The sequence below is a fragment of the Thioclava sp. UBA3469 genome (genome assembly GCF_002378135.1).
Taxonomy (GTDB): Bacteria; Pseudomonadota; Alphaproteobacteria; order Rhodobacterales; family Rhodobacteraceae; genus Thioclava; species Thioclava sediminum.
Map to the genome: position 1 here is coordinate 1 of NZ_DFRG01000279.1, position 15,166 is coordinate 15,166.

At 64.6% G+C, this 15,166-nt stretch carries 11 protein-coding genes and 1 tRNA gene; 7 read left to right on the forward strand and 5 right to left on the reverse strand.

Annotation, left to right across the window (positions count from 1 at the left end):
• Positions 1-692 (reverse strand): helix-turn-helix domain-containing protein (locus tag B3D39_RS20210; protein WP_286790032.1); only part of this gene is annotated, 692 nt, incomplete at its 3' end.
• Positions 693-1,166: 474 nt separating this feature from the next.
• Between B3D39_RS20210 and B3D39_RS20215 the strand changes: the two genes are divergently transcribed.
• The 5 genes from B3D39_RS20215 (at position 1,167) to B3D39_RS20235 (ending at position 9,498) form a co-directional block, all read left to right on the forward strand.
• Positions 1,167-3,107, forward strand: a complete 1,941-nt coding sequence (locus tag B3D39_RS20215) for a dynamin family protein (protein WP_274963481.1) — start codon at positions 1,167-1,169, stop codon at positions 3,105-3,107.
• Complete coding sequence (locus B3D39_RS20220) at positions 3,104-4,180, forward strand: dynamin family protein (RefSeq protein WP_274963482.1); 1,077 nt, start codon at positions 3,104-3,106, stop codon at positions 4,178-4,180. Before B3D39_RS20215 ends, B3D39_RS20220 begins: the two co-directional genes overlap by 4 nt.
• Positions 4,177-6,318 (forward strand): dynamin family protein, encoded by a 2,142-nt coding sequence (locus B3D39_RS20225; RefSeq protein WP_274963483.1) that lies wholly within the window; start codon positions 4,177-4,179, stop codon positions 6,316-6,318. Before B3D39_RS20220 ends, B3D39_RS20225 begins: the two co-directional genes overlap by 4 nt.
• A gap of 13 nt (positions 6,319-6,331) precedes the next feature.
• Positions 6,332-7,756: a GTPase gene (locus B3D39_RS20230; protein ID WP_274963484.1), complete on the forward strand. Its 1,425-nt coding sequence runs from the start codon at positions 6,332-6,334 to the stop codon at positions 7,754-7,756.
• A gap of 221 nt (positions 7,757-7,977) precedes the next feature.
• The gene (locus B3D39_RS20235) at positions 7,978-9,498 is read left to right on the forward strand and encodes a bifunctional metallophosphatase/5'-nucleotidase (protein WP_274963485.1); all 1,521 of its coding nucleotides are present in this window, start codon (positions 7,978-7,980) and stop codon (positions 9,496-9,498) included.
• A 469-nt stretch (positions 9,499-9,967) separates the two neighbouring features.
• Here the strand turns inward: B3D39_RS20235 and rnd are convergent, their stop codons facing one another.
• The 4 genes from rnd to purM all read right to left on the reverse strand — a co-directional run bounded on the left by rnd (position 9,968) and on the right by purM (position 13,716).
• Positions 9,968-11,131: a ribonuclease D gene (gene rnd / locus B3D39_RS20240; RefSeq protein ID WP_274963811.1), complete on the reverse strand. Its 1,164-nt coding sequence runs from the start codon at positions 11,129-11,131 to the stop codon at positions 9,968-9,970.
• Between the two features lie 121 nt (positions 11,132-11,252).
• Positions 11,253-12,005 (reverse strand): DUF1624 domain-containing protein, encoded by a 753-nt coding sequence (locus B3D39_RS20245; RefSeq protein WP_274963810.1) that lies wholly within the window; start codon positions 12,003-12,005, stop codon positions 11,253-11,255.
• An 80-nt stretch (positions 12,006-12,085) separates the two neighbouring features.
• The gene (gene purN / locus B3D39_RS20250) at positions 12,086-12,673 is read right to left on the reverse strand and encodes a phosphoribosylglycinamide formyltransferase (protein ID WP_274963809.1); all 588 of its coding nucleotides are present in this window, start codon (positions 12,671-12,673) and stop codon (positions 12,086-12,088) included.
• The gene (gene purM, locus B3D39_RS20255; RefSeq protein ID WP_274963808.1) at positions 12,670-13,716 is read right to left on the reverse strand and encodes a phosphoribosylformylglycinamidine cyclo-ligase; all 1,047 of its coding nucleotides are present in this window, start codon (positions 13,714-13,716) and stop codon (positions 12,670-12,672) included. The genes purN and purM overlap by 4 nt, the downstream gene beginning before the upstream one ends.
• A gap of 135 nt (positions 13,717-13,851) precedes the next feature.
• Between purM and B3D39_RS20260 the strand changes: the two genes are divergently transcribed.
• A tRNA-Ile gene (locus tag B3D39_RS20260) sits at positions 13,852-13,928 on the forward strand.
• A gap of 269 nt (positions 13,929-14,197) precedes the next feature.
• Positions 14,198-15,166 (forward strand): calcium-binding protein (locus B3D39_RS20265; protein WP_286790033.1); only part of this gene is annotated, 969 nt, incomplete at its 3' end.

Below are 15,166 nucleotides of genomic sequence, written 5' to 3' on the forward strand. Positions count from 1 at the left end.
GCCTTTACCGGATCGGGCATCCCCCAATGGCCGCTGATCGGTTGGCCCGGCCAGGGCGGGCATTCCTCGTTCGCCGCGAGATCGCAGACGGTGAAGACGAAATCGAGCGGGGGGGCGTCCTCCCCCTGAAACTCCGCGATGGTCTTCGCCCGCAGGGGCTCCACATCATGGCCCTTGTCGCGCAGCACCTGCATCGCGAAGGGGTTGAGCTCGGAATAGGGCTTGGTTCCCGCGGAATAGGCGTTGAACCGGTCGCCCGCGCGGTCTCGAAGGATCGTCTCGGCGAGGATGGAGCGCGCCGAATTGCCGGTGCAGATGAACAGCACGTTGAATTTCCGGCCCGCCGTAGATCGCGTCATCGCAGGGTCTCCGCTGGGATCGGGCTGTGCGAGAGGGGAACAGATATCGGGGCGGCCCTGACAGCAGTCGATCAGCAGCGCGTCGAAGAGGCTGCGCACGGTCTCCATCTCGATCCCGTAGCGCAGCGAGGTGCCCGCCCGCGTCTGCCCGATCAGCCCGACCTCGCTGAGTGCGGCCAGATAGGCCGAGAGCGTCGAGGGCTTCAGCTTCAGCGCCGCGCCGATCTCGCCTGCGGGCAGCCGGTCGGGATACCGGCGCATCAAGAGCCGGAAGATCGCGAGGCGTTGCGCATGGCCCAGCACGGTGAGCCGCTGAGGTGTCATCTTATCCATATTTCGAGGTTTTGCGAAATAAGAGAGTCGGATCAAGTGAAGCTTTGATGACAGGGCGCATTACACGCTTGAGTTGTAAACAATCCTACCAAAACGCTCTTGATATAAACGCAGCCGGAAACACTCACAAATTCGTGAAGATTCAACAAAATACGGCCGAAACGAGACTGCCCTAACGTCATGCAAATGCAGAATCGTCAGCAATGCAAAGAGAACAAACGCATTTTCGCATCGCAACCGGGAGGGCAAACTGCACCGAAAACGGCAATTATGGTCGGTCTGCCATAATTTCTGCCGCATTTCGGACATGACTGGGCAAGAGAACTTTAAGCACGAACCGACCCAGCCGGTGCGTCGCCAAGAAGGGGGCGCGCGCCGTCCCTGTAACATTGGTGGTCTCGGTCGGCATGGGCGTGCCGGACCGTGTGTCACCCAAAAATCCGCATCGCCCCTGCGGAAAAGGAGAGCTCCCTCGTGTATGAAGCGAATTCCATCTTTGATTGGCATCGCCGTGGTTTCGAGGCGCTCAATTCTTACTGGGAGACGCTCGACCAGCTTGAACAGGCCGTAAAGGACGTCTCGGACGCCGATCTCGGATTCGTCGAGGATCAGCTCGACACCGTTCTCGAGATGATCGACGCGTTCGAGCCCACCGTCAGCGTCATCGGCCAGGTCAAAGCGGGAAAAAGTACCCTTCTCAACGCGTTGATCGGCAAGCCGGGGATGCTGCCCTCGGATGTGAACCCATGGACTTCCGTGATCACGGCGCTGCATCTGAACGCGCGCCACCGCCCGATGGACACGCGCGCGCTGTTTCGCTTCTTCGACCGCCACGAATGGGATCGGCTTGTGGCGACCGGCGGGCGTCTGGGCGAGATGGCCAACCGGGCGGGCTTCGAGACCGAGGCCGAAAGCGTGCGCAAACAGGTCACCGCGATGCGCGACGCGACCGAGGCGCGGCTTGGGGAACAGTTCGAGGACCTTCTGGGCACCAGCCGCGCGTTCCCGACGCTCGATAAGGCGGTGCTGGATCAATATATCTGCTACGGCGATCCCGACGATCTGGCCGAGGGCGCCAGCGAAGGCACCTATGCCGATCTGACGAAATCCGCCGATCTCTATCTCGATCTGCCGCATCTGCCGCGCGGCCTGTGCCTGCGCGACACGCCGGGTGTGAACGACACGTTCATGATGCGCGAGCAGATCACGCTGAACGCGATCGGCGACAGCCGCGCCTGTATCGTCGTGCTTTCGGCGCATCAGGCGCTGACGACGATGGATCTGGCACTTCTGCGTATCATCTGCGCGATCGACGCGCGGGAAGTGGTGATCTTCGTCAACCGTATCGACGAGCTGGAAGATCCGCGTGGGGCGCAGACCGCGATCCGCAACTCGATCCGCAAGACGCTGGGCCGGATGGGGCTGGGCGAGGAGATCGAGATTCTGTTCGGCTCGGGCTACTGGGCCAATTGCGCGATGGGCGATGTGAGCGAGATGGCGCCCGCCAGCCGCGCTGCGCTGGAGAAGATGACCGGCACCACGCCTACCAGCGAGACCGAACTGCGCCAGCGCGCGATGGAAGCCTCCGGGATCGGTGCGCTGATGCAGGCCGTCGTCATCCGCATTGTCGACGGGCCGGGGCAGGCCGTGCTGGGCGATGTGCAGGACGAGCTGGAGCGCATCATCGAGCGCGCCGAGACCGTCGATAGCGTCGCCCGCGTGGCCGATCCGTCCACCATTCTCAGCGAATCCAAACTGATGCTGCGCCTCGCCGAGATCGAGGAAGAGGCCGTCTCTGCCTTCAATAACGAGGCGGCGGGTCTGCGCGCGGAGCTGCGCGAGCGGCTCGACCGCGCGCAGGAGCAATTCGTGGCCTCGGCGCTGGAGGCGCTGCAATCGCATATCGACACCTACGGCGAGATCGGCGCGTGGACCCATGATCCGACCGCGCTGCGTATGGCGATGAAGACGGCTTTCGCGTCGAATTGCGCGCGGCTGCGGCGCAAAGGTGAATCGGCGCTCGATATGGTCAGCGACGGGATCGACAGCTTCCTCGCCGCCGAGTTCGGCGTGATCCGCGAGGCCGATGTGAGCCGCTTCCCTGAACAGCCGCAACATCGCGCGCCGACCGTGCTGGCGCGGATGATCACGCTGGATATGCAGGGCGCGTGGTGGCGTCGCTATTGGCGCTTCAACCGCAAGGGGGCGGCGCAGGCGCGCTACCGCGAGGTGATCATCGCGGAAACCACGCCGCTGATCGAGGATCTGATGACCGAGTATTTCGACCCCGCCATTGCGCGCAGCCGCGAGATCGTGGAGCGCTTCGCCTTCGATCAGGGTCAGTTCTGCAAAGCGGTGCGCGAGCGCTGCCTGTCGGGCGCGTCCGGTCACGATAAAGAAAGGCTCTCGGCATGAACTCGCTGCGCAAACGTGAACGCCCCGACTTGCCGGACCTGTCGAAAGCGCAAGCCCCGCAGGCCACCCCGAAACCGCGCAAGCTGCGGGTGCTGGTCGCGGGCGAGTTTTCGGCCGGGAAGACCAGCCTTATCAACGGGTTGCTGGGCGAGAAAGTGCTGCCCTCGCATGTCACCGCGACCGCGCTGCCGCCGATCTGGCTGGTGCGCGGCGGGGATCGCGCGCAACTCTGGATCGACAAGGAAGAGGTCGCGCGCCCGCTCTCCGATCTGGCGCAGCTCAATCTGGAGAAGGCGCGCTATTGCGTGATTGCCCATAACGCGCCGATCCTCGACCGGATCGACATCATCGATACGCCCGGTTCGTCGGACCCGAACATGCCGATGGAAAGCTGGCAGCGGATGCTGCGCTATGCCGATCTGGTGATCTGGTGCACCAATGCGACGCAGGCGTGGCGGCAAAGCGAGAAGGCGGTCTGGGACGAGATGCCCGAGGCGCTGCTGGCGCAGCCGATGCTGGTGGTGACCCATGGCGACCGTCTGCCCGACGAACGCACTCGCGCGCGATTGATGCGCCGGGTCGAGCGCGAGGCGGGGGAGGTCTTCCCGACGATCCGTCTGGCCGCGCTGACCGAGCCTTCGGACGTGGCGCAGATCGCGCGCGAGATCGAGCGGCTGGTCGGGCAGATCGATCAGCCTTCGGGGGCCGCGAATGAGACGGTCGCGAAATTCGTGGGCGAGCGCGACGTGATCGCCTTCCCGAAGCCGCGCACGCCGGTCAAGCCGCGCCGTCTGCGCTCGGCGCGCCTGATCAAGGCGGAAAGCGCGGAGCTGCCCGAGGTAACGGATGCCGAGCCACTGATCCTCGACTCGCCGCTGCCCGATTATCCGCCCGCGGAAACACCTCCGATGCCGAGCCCGGCCCGCGCGCTGTGGGAGGAACTCACGGCGGGCCACGCGTTCACAGATGCCGCGGATGTCCTCGCCCATGTCGAACATCTGCTTGATCGGCTGGATGCCGAACCCCCGACCGAATTCGAGCCAGCCTACGCGAGCAAGAGGACCAAGCCATGAAGATCGCCCCGCAACTGCGTAAGGAACTCGACTTTCTCAACGGCGCGCTCGACCGGATCGAGGCCTCCGTCGAGCGCAGCGCCCGTCCGCGCATCCGCGATCTGCGCTTGCGACTGCATGACTGGGCGGCGCGTGTGGCGGTGATCGGGCAGGTGAAGGCGGGCAAATCGACCTTCCTCAACGCCTTCCTGCACCAGCACGATTTCCTGCCCTCGGACGTGAATCCGTGGACTTCGGTCGTGACGAATATGCGCATCAACCTGCCCGAAGACCCGGTGACGGGTGCGCGGTTCGAGTTCTTCTCGGAGGCAGATTGGGACGAGATCATCAATGGCGGCACCCGCATCCGCAAGCTGACCGAAGAGCTGCTGCCGGGGTTCGACACTGACATCCTGCGCGAGCAGTCCGAGCAGATGCGCCGCCGCGCCCAGCGACGTCTCGGCAAGCATTACCAGATGCTGCTGGGTCAGCATCACGATTACGACTTCCTCGCACCCGATCTGCTGCAACGCTATGTCTGCGCAGGGCCCGGGGCAGATGACGGGTTGGAGCGCGAGGCCCTTGGCCGCTATGCCGCGCTCACGAAAAGCGCCAATATCTACATGCGCTTGCCCGAGTTTCAGGTACCCACGATCATCACCGACACGCCCGGCGTGAACGACCCGTTCCTCGTGCGCGACGAGTTCACCTGTCGCTCGCTCGATCGCTCGGACGTGTTCATCATGGTGCTCTCCGCGCATCAGCCGCTGACCGATGTCGACCTCGCCCTGATCCGCATTCTTGCCAAGCAGGACGACAAGGATGTGCTGATCTTCCTCAACCGGATCGACGAGCTGGACGATTACGCGGTCGAAGTGCCGCGCGTGATCGCCGATGTGTCGCGCCGTCTGCGCGCGGCGATCCCCGATATCGATTTCAAGATCGTCGCGGGCAGCGCCTATCTCGCCGATCTCACCCAACGCTCCGACGAGGAGGCCGCCTGGGCGCGCGCCGAGATGGATTCGATGGAGCTGGCGCAGTACCTGTATTCCCGCTTCGGCCGCGTGCCCGAGGATCCGATCGACCGGCTGCTGTTGGCCTCGGGCGTCGAAGAGGTCAAACATGTGCTCTCTGCCGTGATCGACGGCGGGGTGGGGCGTCAGCAGCTCGCTCAGCTGCGCGGCGATCTGCGCGCGGAGCTGTCGGGGATGCAATTCGTTGCCCGCCGCGAACGCGACACGCTGCAGATGCAGATCGAGAGCATCCGCTCGGACGTGGCGGAGGCCGCGATCGAGGAAATGAGCAGCGAGATCGCGGCGACGGAATCGCTGCGCGGTGCGCTCGAAAACCATGTCGAGAGCGCCGAGCATCAGATCGAGGCGGTGCTCAACCGCGGCTGGTCGGCGCTGGAGACGCGGCTCAACAAGAGCATCGAGGATTTCGTCCTGAGCCAGCGCGACCGGTTCGAGGATGTCCTGCGCACCAACCGGATCCGCGACGGCCGTCCGCCGCGCAGCTTCGAGACCGATACGACCGCGCTGCAGATCGCGCTCGAACGCGAGGTGACGAAAAGCTACGCCCGGTCGCGTGCGGCGATCGATGTACTGCTCGACAATGCGATCCATGCCTGCCGCACCACGGTCGCGGACCGGTTCGACGATCCCAGCGAAGAGATCGATCTGTCGGATATGCCGCATGACACCTTCACCTCGACGCTGACGCTGACCCGGCGCGCGCTGCGTATCAACTTCGCGCTGGAGCGGGGCTGGGCCTTCTGGCGCGGTCCGACCGTGAATATCGAAAAGACCCTCGACGGGTTGCGGATCGTGGCGGCGGAAGAACTGCGCCCGGCGGTCGAGAAAATCCTGCAGGCCTATGGCGAGGCGCTGGTGGAACGCGCCAGCGCAGGCGGGTCGCGGCTGCGGGTGATGGTGCGGATGATGGAGATGATCGTGCGCGAGCGGACCTTGCAGCTCAAGCAGGAGCGGGCCGAGTTGGAACGGCTGGCCCGTGATCCGCAGATGCAAAGCCGACTGGCGTCCCGGATCCAGAGCAAGCTGGAAGTTCTCGAACGACGTCTGATCAATCTCGGGGCGATCGAGAGCGCGGTGAGCAGCACCATGATGCCGCGGCGCAAACCCGCGACGCGCGCAGCGTGAGGGCGAAAGGGCAATGATTTTCAAGCAAGAGCTCAACCGCGAGGACGCGCCGCCCGATCCCCATCGCGCGCCCCTTCGGGTGGCGATTTGCGGCGAGGTCAATTCCGGCAAGTCCACCGTGCTCAACGCGATTTTGCGCGCGCGCAGCATCGGCGACAATCTGGGCCGGACCGAGCGTCCGACGGTCGTCGCGCGCTATCGGGCGACGCCGGGTGTGGTGATGCGTGATGCGACGGGGCACGAGATCGACGCGGCGGAGGTCGAAGAAGGCTGGGCCGTGCCGTCCGAGATTTACGTCTATTCCGCGCAGCCGCATCTGCAGGGGTTCGAATTCGTCGAAGTGCCGCTGAGCCGCCCCGAAGACGTGAACGAAGAGCAGATCGGCCTGATCGCAACCTGCGACGTGATGATCTGGGTGACGATCGCCTCGCAGGCCTGGCGGCTGACCGAGAAGACGATGATCGAGCGGCTCGGGCCGGCGCGCCCGTCGGATTGCCTGCTCGCGATTTCGCGCGGTGACAAGCTGCGCAACGACACCGACCGGGCGAAGCTGAAGGCGCGGGTTCAGCGCGAGTCGGCGGCCTATTTCTCGCGAGTCGCCTTCCTGTACGGGTCGCGCGATCTTTTGCGCGAGGCCGAGACATCGGATGAAGCCTTCCAGCGCAGCGGCGGTGCGGCGCTGATCGCGGCGCTTGGGGCGATGACGGGGCGCGCGGTGGCCGGGCTCGATACGCTCGATCCCGAGACTGAGGCGGATCTGGCGATCGGCACCCATGATGCGCCGTCGCCGCTGCTCTCCGAACATGGGGGCGCGGTGCTGCCGTTCCGCTCGCGCAGCGTGGGTAAACGGGCTTCGCAACCGGCAAATTCCGGCGCGCCCGTCGCGCCGCCCGGGGCGGAGCCCGAGTTTCGGCCTGACCCGCATCCCGTCGACCGCACACCCGAGGTTTCGCCGCGACGGGTCACGCGTTCGTCCAAGCCGGGCCGTGACGCGGAGCGTGAGCCCGGTCGTGAGCCGGGGCCGAATGTCACCGGGCCCGTCCTGCCCGAAACCGAAGCCGAGATGGAGCCCAAGCAGGACAGCCCTCTGCTGCTGGCCACCACGCGGCTCAGGCTCGGTATCGAGCTGCCCGAAGGCTTGCAGCTTGCCGGGCGGATCGGCCCCAGCGACCGGATCTTGCGGCCCGTCAAAGGGTCTTCGGACGAAATCGTGGCCTGTGCCAAGGCGCTGGAGAATTTGATGGCCGGGTTCGCCGGAAACTACACCACCGTGTTCGGCGGCCAGCTCGACACGATCACGGAAGCCGGCGACGACGTGCGCATCATGTTCGCAAGCGCGCCCGAGACCGGCCTGACCTTCGCGCAATTCACGGTCGATCTGATCGACGAGCCATCGGCGCATGCGCTGTTCGCACGTTTGGCGGGCACCTTGGTCTGACGGGGCTTGGTCTGACAGGGGTGGCAGGTCGCGTCCGCGCGCTTCTACCGCCCGCGAAGTGACGCGAAAACAGGCGCCGCTTATCACGAGAACGCAAGGTCATCCGACTATCGGTTTGCGCCGTGGCGGAGTGCGGCTAATCTTTCTTTCACGTCCCAGCGCGCCGGTAACTGCGGCCGCTTGGGGTCTATGAAAAAAGTTTATTCCGCAGGGAGACCGAAATGTCCGATTTCAAGCGCCGTCTGGCTGCCCTCATGCTGGGCGCCGCCTCGACCGGGCTTCTGGCCGCCGGGCCTATTCAGGCCGAGACGGTGAAGCTCACGATCCTCGGGGTCGGCGATATTTACAATTTCGACGGCGATGGCGAGCGTGGCGGTTTCGCGCGGCTCAACGCGGTCGCCAAGAAGGAGCGGGCGGACAATCCCAACACGCTCTATGTCTTCGATGGCGACATGCTCTCGCCCTCGCTTCTGTCGGGGATCGACGAAGGGCAGAACACGATCGACCTGACCAATATCGTGCCTTTCGACATCGCGGTGCCGGGCAACCATGAGTTTGATTTCGGCCCCGAGAATTTCGAGAAGAAGATGGAAGGGTCGAAATACCCCTGGGCCGCGATCAACATCACGCAAGCTGACGGCTCGCCGATTCAGGGGCTTGGCGGCGTGATGATGAAGGAGATCGCAGGCCTCAAGGTCGCGCTGGTGCCGGTGGCCCAAGACACCACGCCCGAGGTCGCCAATTCGGGCGATCTGAAATTCCAGCCCACCGTCGACACCGCAATCGCGGCCGCCAAGAAGGCCCGCGAGGACGGCGCGGATCTGGTGATCGGCGTCGTGCAGACCGACCAGTCCAACGACCGCAAGCTGATCGCGAGCCAGGATTTCGACGTGATCATGTCCGGCGACGACCACCTCAACGCGATGTTCTATGACGGGATCACGGCTTACGTGGAGACCTCGATCGACGCGCGTTATCTGCAGCCGCTCGATCTGACCGTCGACATCTCCGAGAAGGACGGCAAGCGCAAGATCAGCTGGACCCCGAATTTCCGCTGGATCGACACCGCGAATGTCACGCCGGACCCGGAATCGATGAAGCTGGTCAACGGGTTCAAGAAGCAGCTCGACGACAATCTCGGACAGCAGATCGGCACGTCGGAGACCGAGATGGACTCGCGGCGCAACGTGGTGCGCTCGCAGGAGAGCACGATGGGCGATCTGATCGCCGATGCGCTGCGCGATGCAACGAAGGCCGATGTCACGCTGATCAATGGCGGCGGCATCCGGGGCGATACGACCTATGACGCGGGCCACAAGATCACCCGCAAGGACGTGCTGACCGAGCTGCCCTTCGGCAACAAGACGGTGGTGACCGAGATCCCCGGCTCGCAGATCCTGAGCGCGCTGGAGAACGGCTTCAGCCAGGTCGAGAACGGCGCGGGCCGCTTCCCGCAGATCTCGGGCATGAGCGTGGTCTATGATCCGAGCGCGCCTGCGGGCTCGCGCGTGGTCTCGGTCGAGGTGGGCGGTCAGCCTCTCGACAAGGACAAGGTCTACAAGGTCGCGACCAACGATTACATGCTAGGCGGCGGCGACGGATACGGCGCGCTTGGTGGCGGCAAGGTCATCGTGAACGCGGGCAATGGCAACCTGATGGCCAATGACGTGATGACCTATGTCGAGAACAAGGGCACGGTCGCGCCCAAGCTCGACGGGCGGATCAAGAAACAGGGCGAGTGAGTTCGGCCTGATCGGAATGAGAGGCGGCGGGGAAACCTGCCGCCTTTTTCTATTGCGCTGAGGGACGCGCCCGAGCTTTGGACGGGCGCATTGCTCGGCGGGTGGCTGGGTGCTTTATCTTGAAAGCCCGGATGACGCGTGTGCCCGCGCTGACATCGGCAATGCGCCCTCCCGTGGGGAGGGGTGAGCCGGGAGAAAGCGGCCTTCCAGTGGAAGGACGCCCCGGCGAACGCCTGAGCATCGCGAAGGCCGGACGGGCGCGGCCCGGGGCTGGTCGTCCCGTGCCAAGTGGAGCCTTTGCCCGGAACAGCCGCGAAGCGGCCCGGGCAGCGCCCGACCGCCCCCTCGGGCGGGCGCTTGTGGGGTGTCAGCGCGCGCATTGAACGCGTCCGAAACTTTCGGGGATTAAGCGAAGACCACCGAAGAAGGGGGCGCCCACCCGGCGGTCAGGCGCAGCCCTCTGGTGTCTTTACACGTCGATCAGCTTCACCGCGCCGCTATCGGCGGTCAGCGCCACTTCGCCCTTGGCCAGACGCAGGGCGTCCGTGCCGAAGACCTCCGCGCGCCAGCCCTGCAGGGCGGCGACGTCGCGCTTGCCAGCGGCGATGCGATCCAGATCCGACGAGGTCGCGATCAGCTTCGCGGCGACGCCTGCCTGCTGCGATTTCGCTTTCAGCAGCACCCGCAACAGATCGCCAAGCGCGGTGTCGACCTGCAATTGCTGGGCCTGATTGTCGGGGCGGGGCAGCTTCTCGTTGGGCATCTCCAGCCCTTCGCGCACCGCCGTCAGGATGCCTTCGGCGATCTCGCCCTTGCGGGCTTCGCGCAGCAGCAGTCGCGACTTGCCCAGCTCTTCGATCGAAGAGGGCTTGGTCGAGGCCAGCTCCAGCAGCGCGTCATCCTTGAAGATACGGCTCCGCGGGATGTTGCGGTTCTGCGCATAGCCTTCGCGGAACTGCGCCAGCTCGCGCACGATGGCGAGGAAACGGCCCGAATTGGTCCGCGTCTTCACGCGCTTCCATGCCTCTTCGGGCCGGTTGATATAGGTCTCGGGGTTCAGGAGAACCGCCTCTTCCTCTTCGACCCAGGCGTCGCGACCGGTTTTCTTCAGCTGCTCGTCGAGGAATTCGTAGATCACGCGCAGATGGGTCACATCGGCGATCGCGTATTTCTTCTGTGCCTCGGTCAGCGGACGGCGCGACCAGTCGGTGAAACGCGAGGATTTGTCGAGCGACTGCTTGGCGATCTTGCGCACCAGCGTCTCGTAGCCCACCTGCTCGCCGAAGCCGCAGACCATCGCGGCGATCTGCGTGTCGAACAGCGGATCGGGGAAGACCTGCGCGTCGGTGAAGAAAATCTCCAGATCCTGCCGGGCGGCGTGGAAGACCTTCACGGTCTCCTTGTGGCGGTAAAGATCGTAGAGCGGCTCGAGCGAGAGATCGTCGGACAGCGGGTCGACCAGAACGGCCTCGCCTTCGGTCTCGCCATGATTGGGGAGCGCCATCTGCACGAGGCACAGCTTGGACCAGTAGGTCCGCTCGCGCAGGAATTCGGTGTCGACGGTGACGTAGGGCTCTTGCTTGGCCTTTTCGCAGAAGGCCGCGAGGGCCTCGGTCGTGGTGATGGTCTGCATATCGCGCTTTCAATTCGGTGCGGGCTCATCCCGCGCAGGTGCAAATTCCCTAGACCTTCATGGGGCAAAAGGGAAGGGCGGCGCGTGTTACGGCCCGGTTTGCGTGGCAGAAGCGCCAGTTTCAGTGCTGAAGGAGGAAAGCGGCCCAGGTCAGCCCGTAGAGCACCGGCTGGTGGATCAGGTAGATCGGCAGGGTGTGACGCCCCGCAAACAGCGCGACTTTCATCACCCCGCGCGTCTGATCGGGCTGGTAGCGCGCGGCGCGTGTCCAATAACCCAGCCGGTCGAGCAGTTTCGCCGCGCCCATGCCGATCAGGAACGGCCCGATCCACGGGAAGACCGGCTCGAAATCCATCGAGGGCCGCCAGTGGGTCGAGAGGCCCAGCCACCACAGCCACGGGTGATTGAACAGCTCGAAGGCGTAGTTCAGATGCACCCAGACCGCGATCACGCCAAGCGCCGCCAGCATGATCCACGGCAGGAACAGAAGCGCGGCACCGATCAGCGAACTGACCGCGATGGAATGCAGGATGCCGTAATAGATGAAGTATTCCGGCATCATCACATAGGTCGCTGCACTCACCAGCGCCGCCGCGACCACCACCTTGCCGATCCGCTTCCAGAACGGGGCGGCGCGGAAGCCGTGGCGATGGGCGAGCACAAGGCTGGCGCCGGCCATGAAGATGAAGGTGCTGGCTACCACGCGGGCGAAATCGAGGAAGGCGGGGTGAAACACCGTGCCACGCGGCACAAAGCCGAAATTCTCGAGGTCATAGGTCAGGTGGAAGATCGCCATGCCGATCAGCGCCACGGCCCGGATCAGGTCGGGGGCGATCATGCGCCCGCGCGGGGCCGTATCCGGGGTCGTTTCCATGCGTCAGTCATGCGCGAAGCGACGGCCGCTCGCAAGCGGATGCGGCGCATTTCGGCGTGAGCGTGCTTACAAATGGGCGCTTACAGAAAGACCGGCGTGCGGTCGCCTTCGGCGAAGCGGCGCAGCACCGCCGGATAGAGGCGATGTTCCTGCACCAGCACCCGGGCCGCCAGACCGTCGGGCGTGTCGCCCGGTTCGATTGGCACGCGCGCCTGACCGAGGATCGGCCCGTCATCGAGCACCGGGGTCACCTCGTGCACCGTACAGCCCGCGACCGCATCGCCCGCCTCGATCGTGCGCTTATGGGTGTGCAGCCCAGGATATTTCGGCAAGAGCGAGGGGTGGATATTGAGCATCCGGCCCTCGAACTGCGCCACGAATTCCGGCGTCAGCACCCGCATGAAGCCCGCGAGGCAGAGGATATCGGGCTTTGCCGCGAGGATCGGCTTCAGCAGCTCGGCCTCGAACGCGGCGCGATCCTTGCCATAGGGGCGGTGGTCGATGGCGGCGGTCGGCACGCCCATCCGCGCGGCCTTCTCCAGCCCCGACGCCCGTGCGTCGTTCGATGCGACGAGCACCGGGCGGGCAGGGTGGTCCTCTGCCATGCTCTCGACCAGTCGGACCATGTTCGAGCCGCCGCCCGAGATCAGTATCGCGACACGGATCACAGCAGCGCGCCCTCGTAGGCGATGCCCTCATTGGACGTGACGGTGCCGATGCGGGCGACGCTCTCGCCTTCGCCTGCGAGCAGGGTGGCGATCTCGTCGGCCTTGTCCGCTGCGACGACGACGATCATGCCGATGCCGCAATTGAAGGTCTTCAGCAGTTCGCGTTCTTCCATCGAGGCGGTCTCGGCCAGCCAGCGGAATACGCCGGGCAGTTCCCACGCGTCGAGGTCAATCGTGGCGCCCATGCCCTCGGGCAGAACGCGCGGCAGGTTCTCGGTCAGGCCGCCGCCGGTGATATGGGCCAGCGCATGAACGCCGCCCGTGCGCACCGCCGCGAGGCATTGCTTGACGTAAAGCCGGGTGGGGGCCAGCAGCGCCTCGCCAAGCGAGCCGTCGCCGAAGGGGCAGTCCGCGTCCCAGCCGAGGCCGGACATCTCGACCACCTTGCGCACGAAGGAATAGCCGTTGGAATGCACGCCGTTCGAGCCGAGGCCCAGAAGCACGTCGCCCTCGGCCACGCCTGCGGGCAGGTCGGTGCCCCGCTCCATCGCGCCGACCGCGAAGCCCGCGAGGTCGAAATCGCCCTTGGAATACATGCCCGGCATTTCCGCCGTCTCGCCGCCGATCAGCGCGCAGCCCGATTGCGCGCAGCCTTCCGCGATGCCCTCGATAATGCGCGCGGCCTGATCGAGCTCGAGCTTGCCGGTCGCGAAATAATCGAGGAAGAACAAAGGCTCGGCGCCTTGGCAGACCAGATCGTTGACGCACATCGCCACAAGGTCGATGCCGATCGTGTCGACATTGCCGGTGTCGATCGCGATGCGCAGCTTGGTGCCCACGCCATCGGTCGCGCCGACGAGGATCGGATCGTTGTAACCGGCCGCCTTCAGATCGAACAGCGCGCCGAAGCCGCCCAGACCCGACATCGTGCCCGAGCGCTGCGTGCGCTTGGCTGCGGGTTTGATCCGGTCCACCAAAGCATTGCCCGCGTCGATATCGACGCCCGCATCGGCATAGGTGAGGCCCTGTTTTTTCTCGGTCATCGCGGCGCACTCCGGCAAGTAAACTCTTGGCCGAAGCCCTAGCGTAACCGCACGCGCCCCGCAACGTCGAAGGGGATGGGTGCGCGCGCTTTCTTGACGCGCGCGTGCGGCCTGACTAGAGGAATACGCAATGGTGGGCCTGTAGCTCAATTGGTTAGAGCAGGGCGCTCATAACGCCTTGGTTGCGGGTTCAAGTCCTGCCGGGCCTACCAGTTTTCCGCCGAAATTTCCGCGGCTTCGTGGCCGTGTTGCCACGACTCTCCCTATGCGTGTCGCCTCGCCCGGAAAGCCCCCATTTCGCCCAATTTGCGCCGTGAGACGATCACGAACCCGCGCCAAATGAGGGCCTTGTTAGAGTATCAGTAACTATAAAAATCGAGCAGCCACGTCATAGGCCCCGATATTTTTGCACAGTCTTCGAAAGTCGGAGACCGGTCCCTCGCGGGCCTGTCCGGCAGAAACAAGGTAAAGCAGCGGCGACATGGCCACGACGTTCAACTGGATATATCTCGGCGTCGCCGAGGACGCGAACGGCAACATCTACTACTTGGATTCCCAAGAGGGAAATTCGAGCATGGAGAATTACAACCTTCTCCAGAACGCCTCCGCCGGGTCCTCCACCGATCCGCTGTTCAGCCACATCACCGAAGCAACGCTGATCGACAATGGCGGCTCGAGTGGCGTTCTCGACACCAATAACAACACGTCCAACGACACGATCCGGACCGATATCGGTGACGGTCAGGGCGTTCGCGATTTCACCTATGACGGTCTGGTGGTCTACAACACGACCATCACCTACACCGACGGCACCACGGCGAATGTGCAATCGGTCCTCGTGCAGACCACGACGGGCGAAGTGTTCCTCGCGCCGGAACTGTCGAATAATGCAACCACGGCGGCCTATGAGGCCAAACCGATCCAGTCGATGATCATCGGCTCAGCGGTGAGCTATCAAAACACCAATCTCGCGCAGGATCGCTACGTCACCGGCTTCGACGACGGCTACGTCGACGGCACCGATAGCGCGGACCGGATCGACGTGAACTACGTCGAGCCGATCGCGAATGGCTCCGACCGCGTGGACAATAACGATGCGGGGCTCGCGGGCAGCAGCGGCAATGACGACTACATCCGCGCCTATGGCGGCAACGATACCGTGCTGGCCGGGCTCGGCAACGACACGGTCGATGGCGGCACGGGCGACGATTCGATCGATGGCGGGTCGGGCAATGACTCGCTGATCGGCGGCACTGGCAATGACACGCTCCTCGGTGGCAGCGGAAACGACACGCTCACCGGCAACGACGGCAACGATTCCCTCGATGGCGGCGCGGATAATGACTGGCTCGACGGTGGCATCGGTAACGACACGCTGATCGGCGGTCTCGGGAATGACCGGCTGATCGGCGGCGCGGGCAACGACTCGCTCGACGGCGGGGCGGGGACC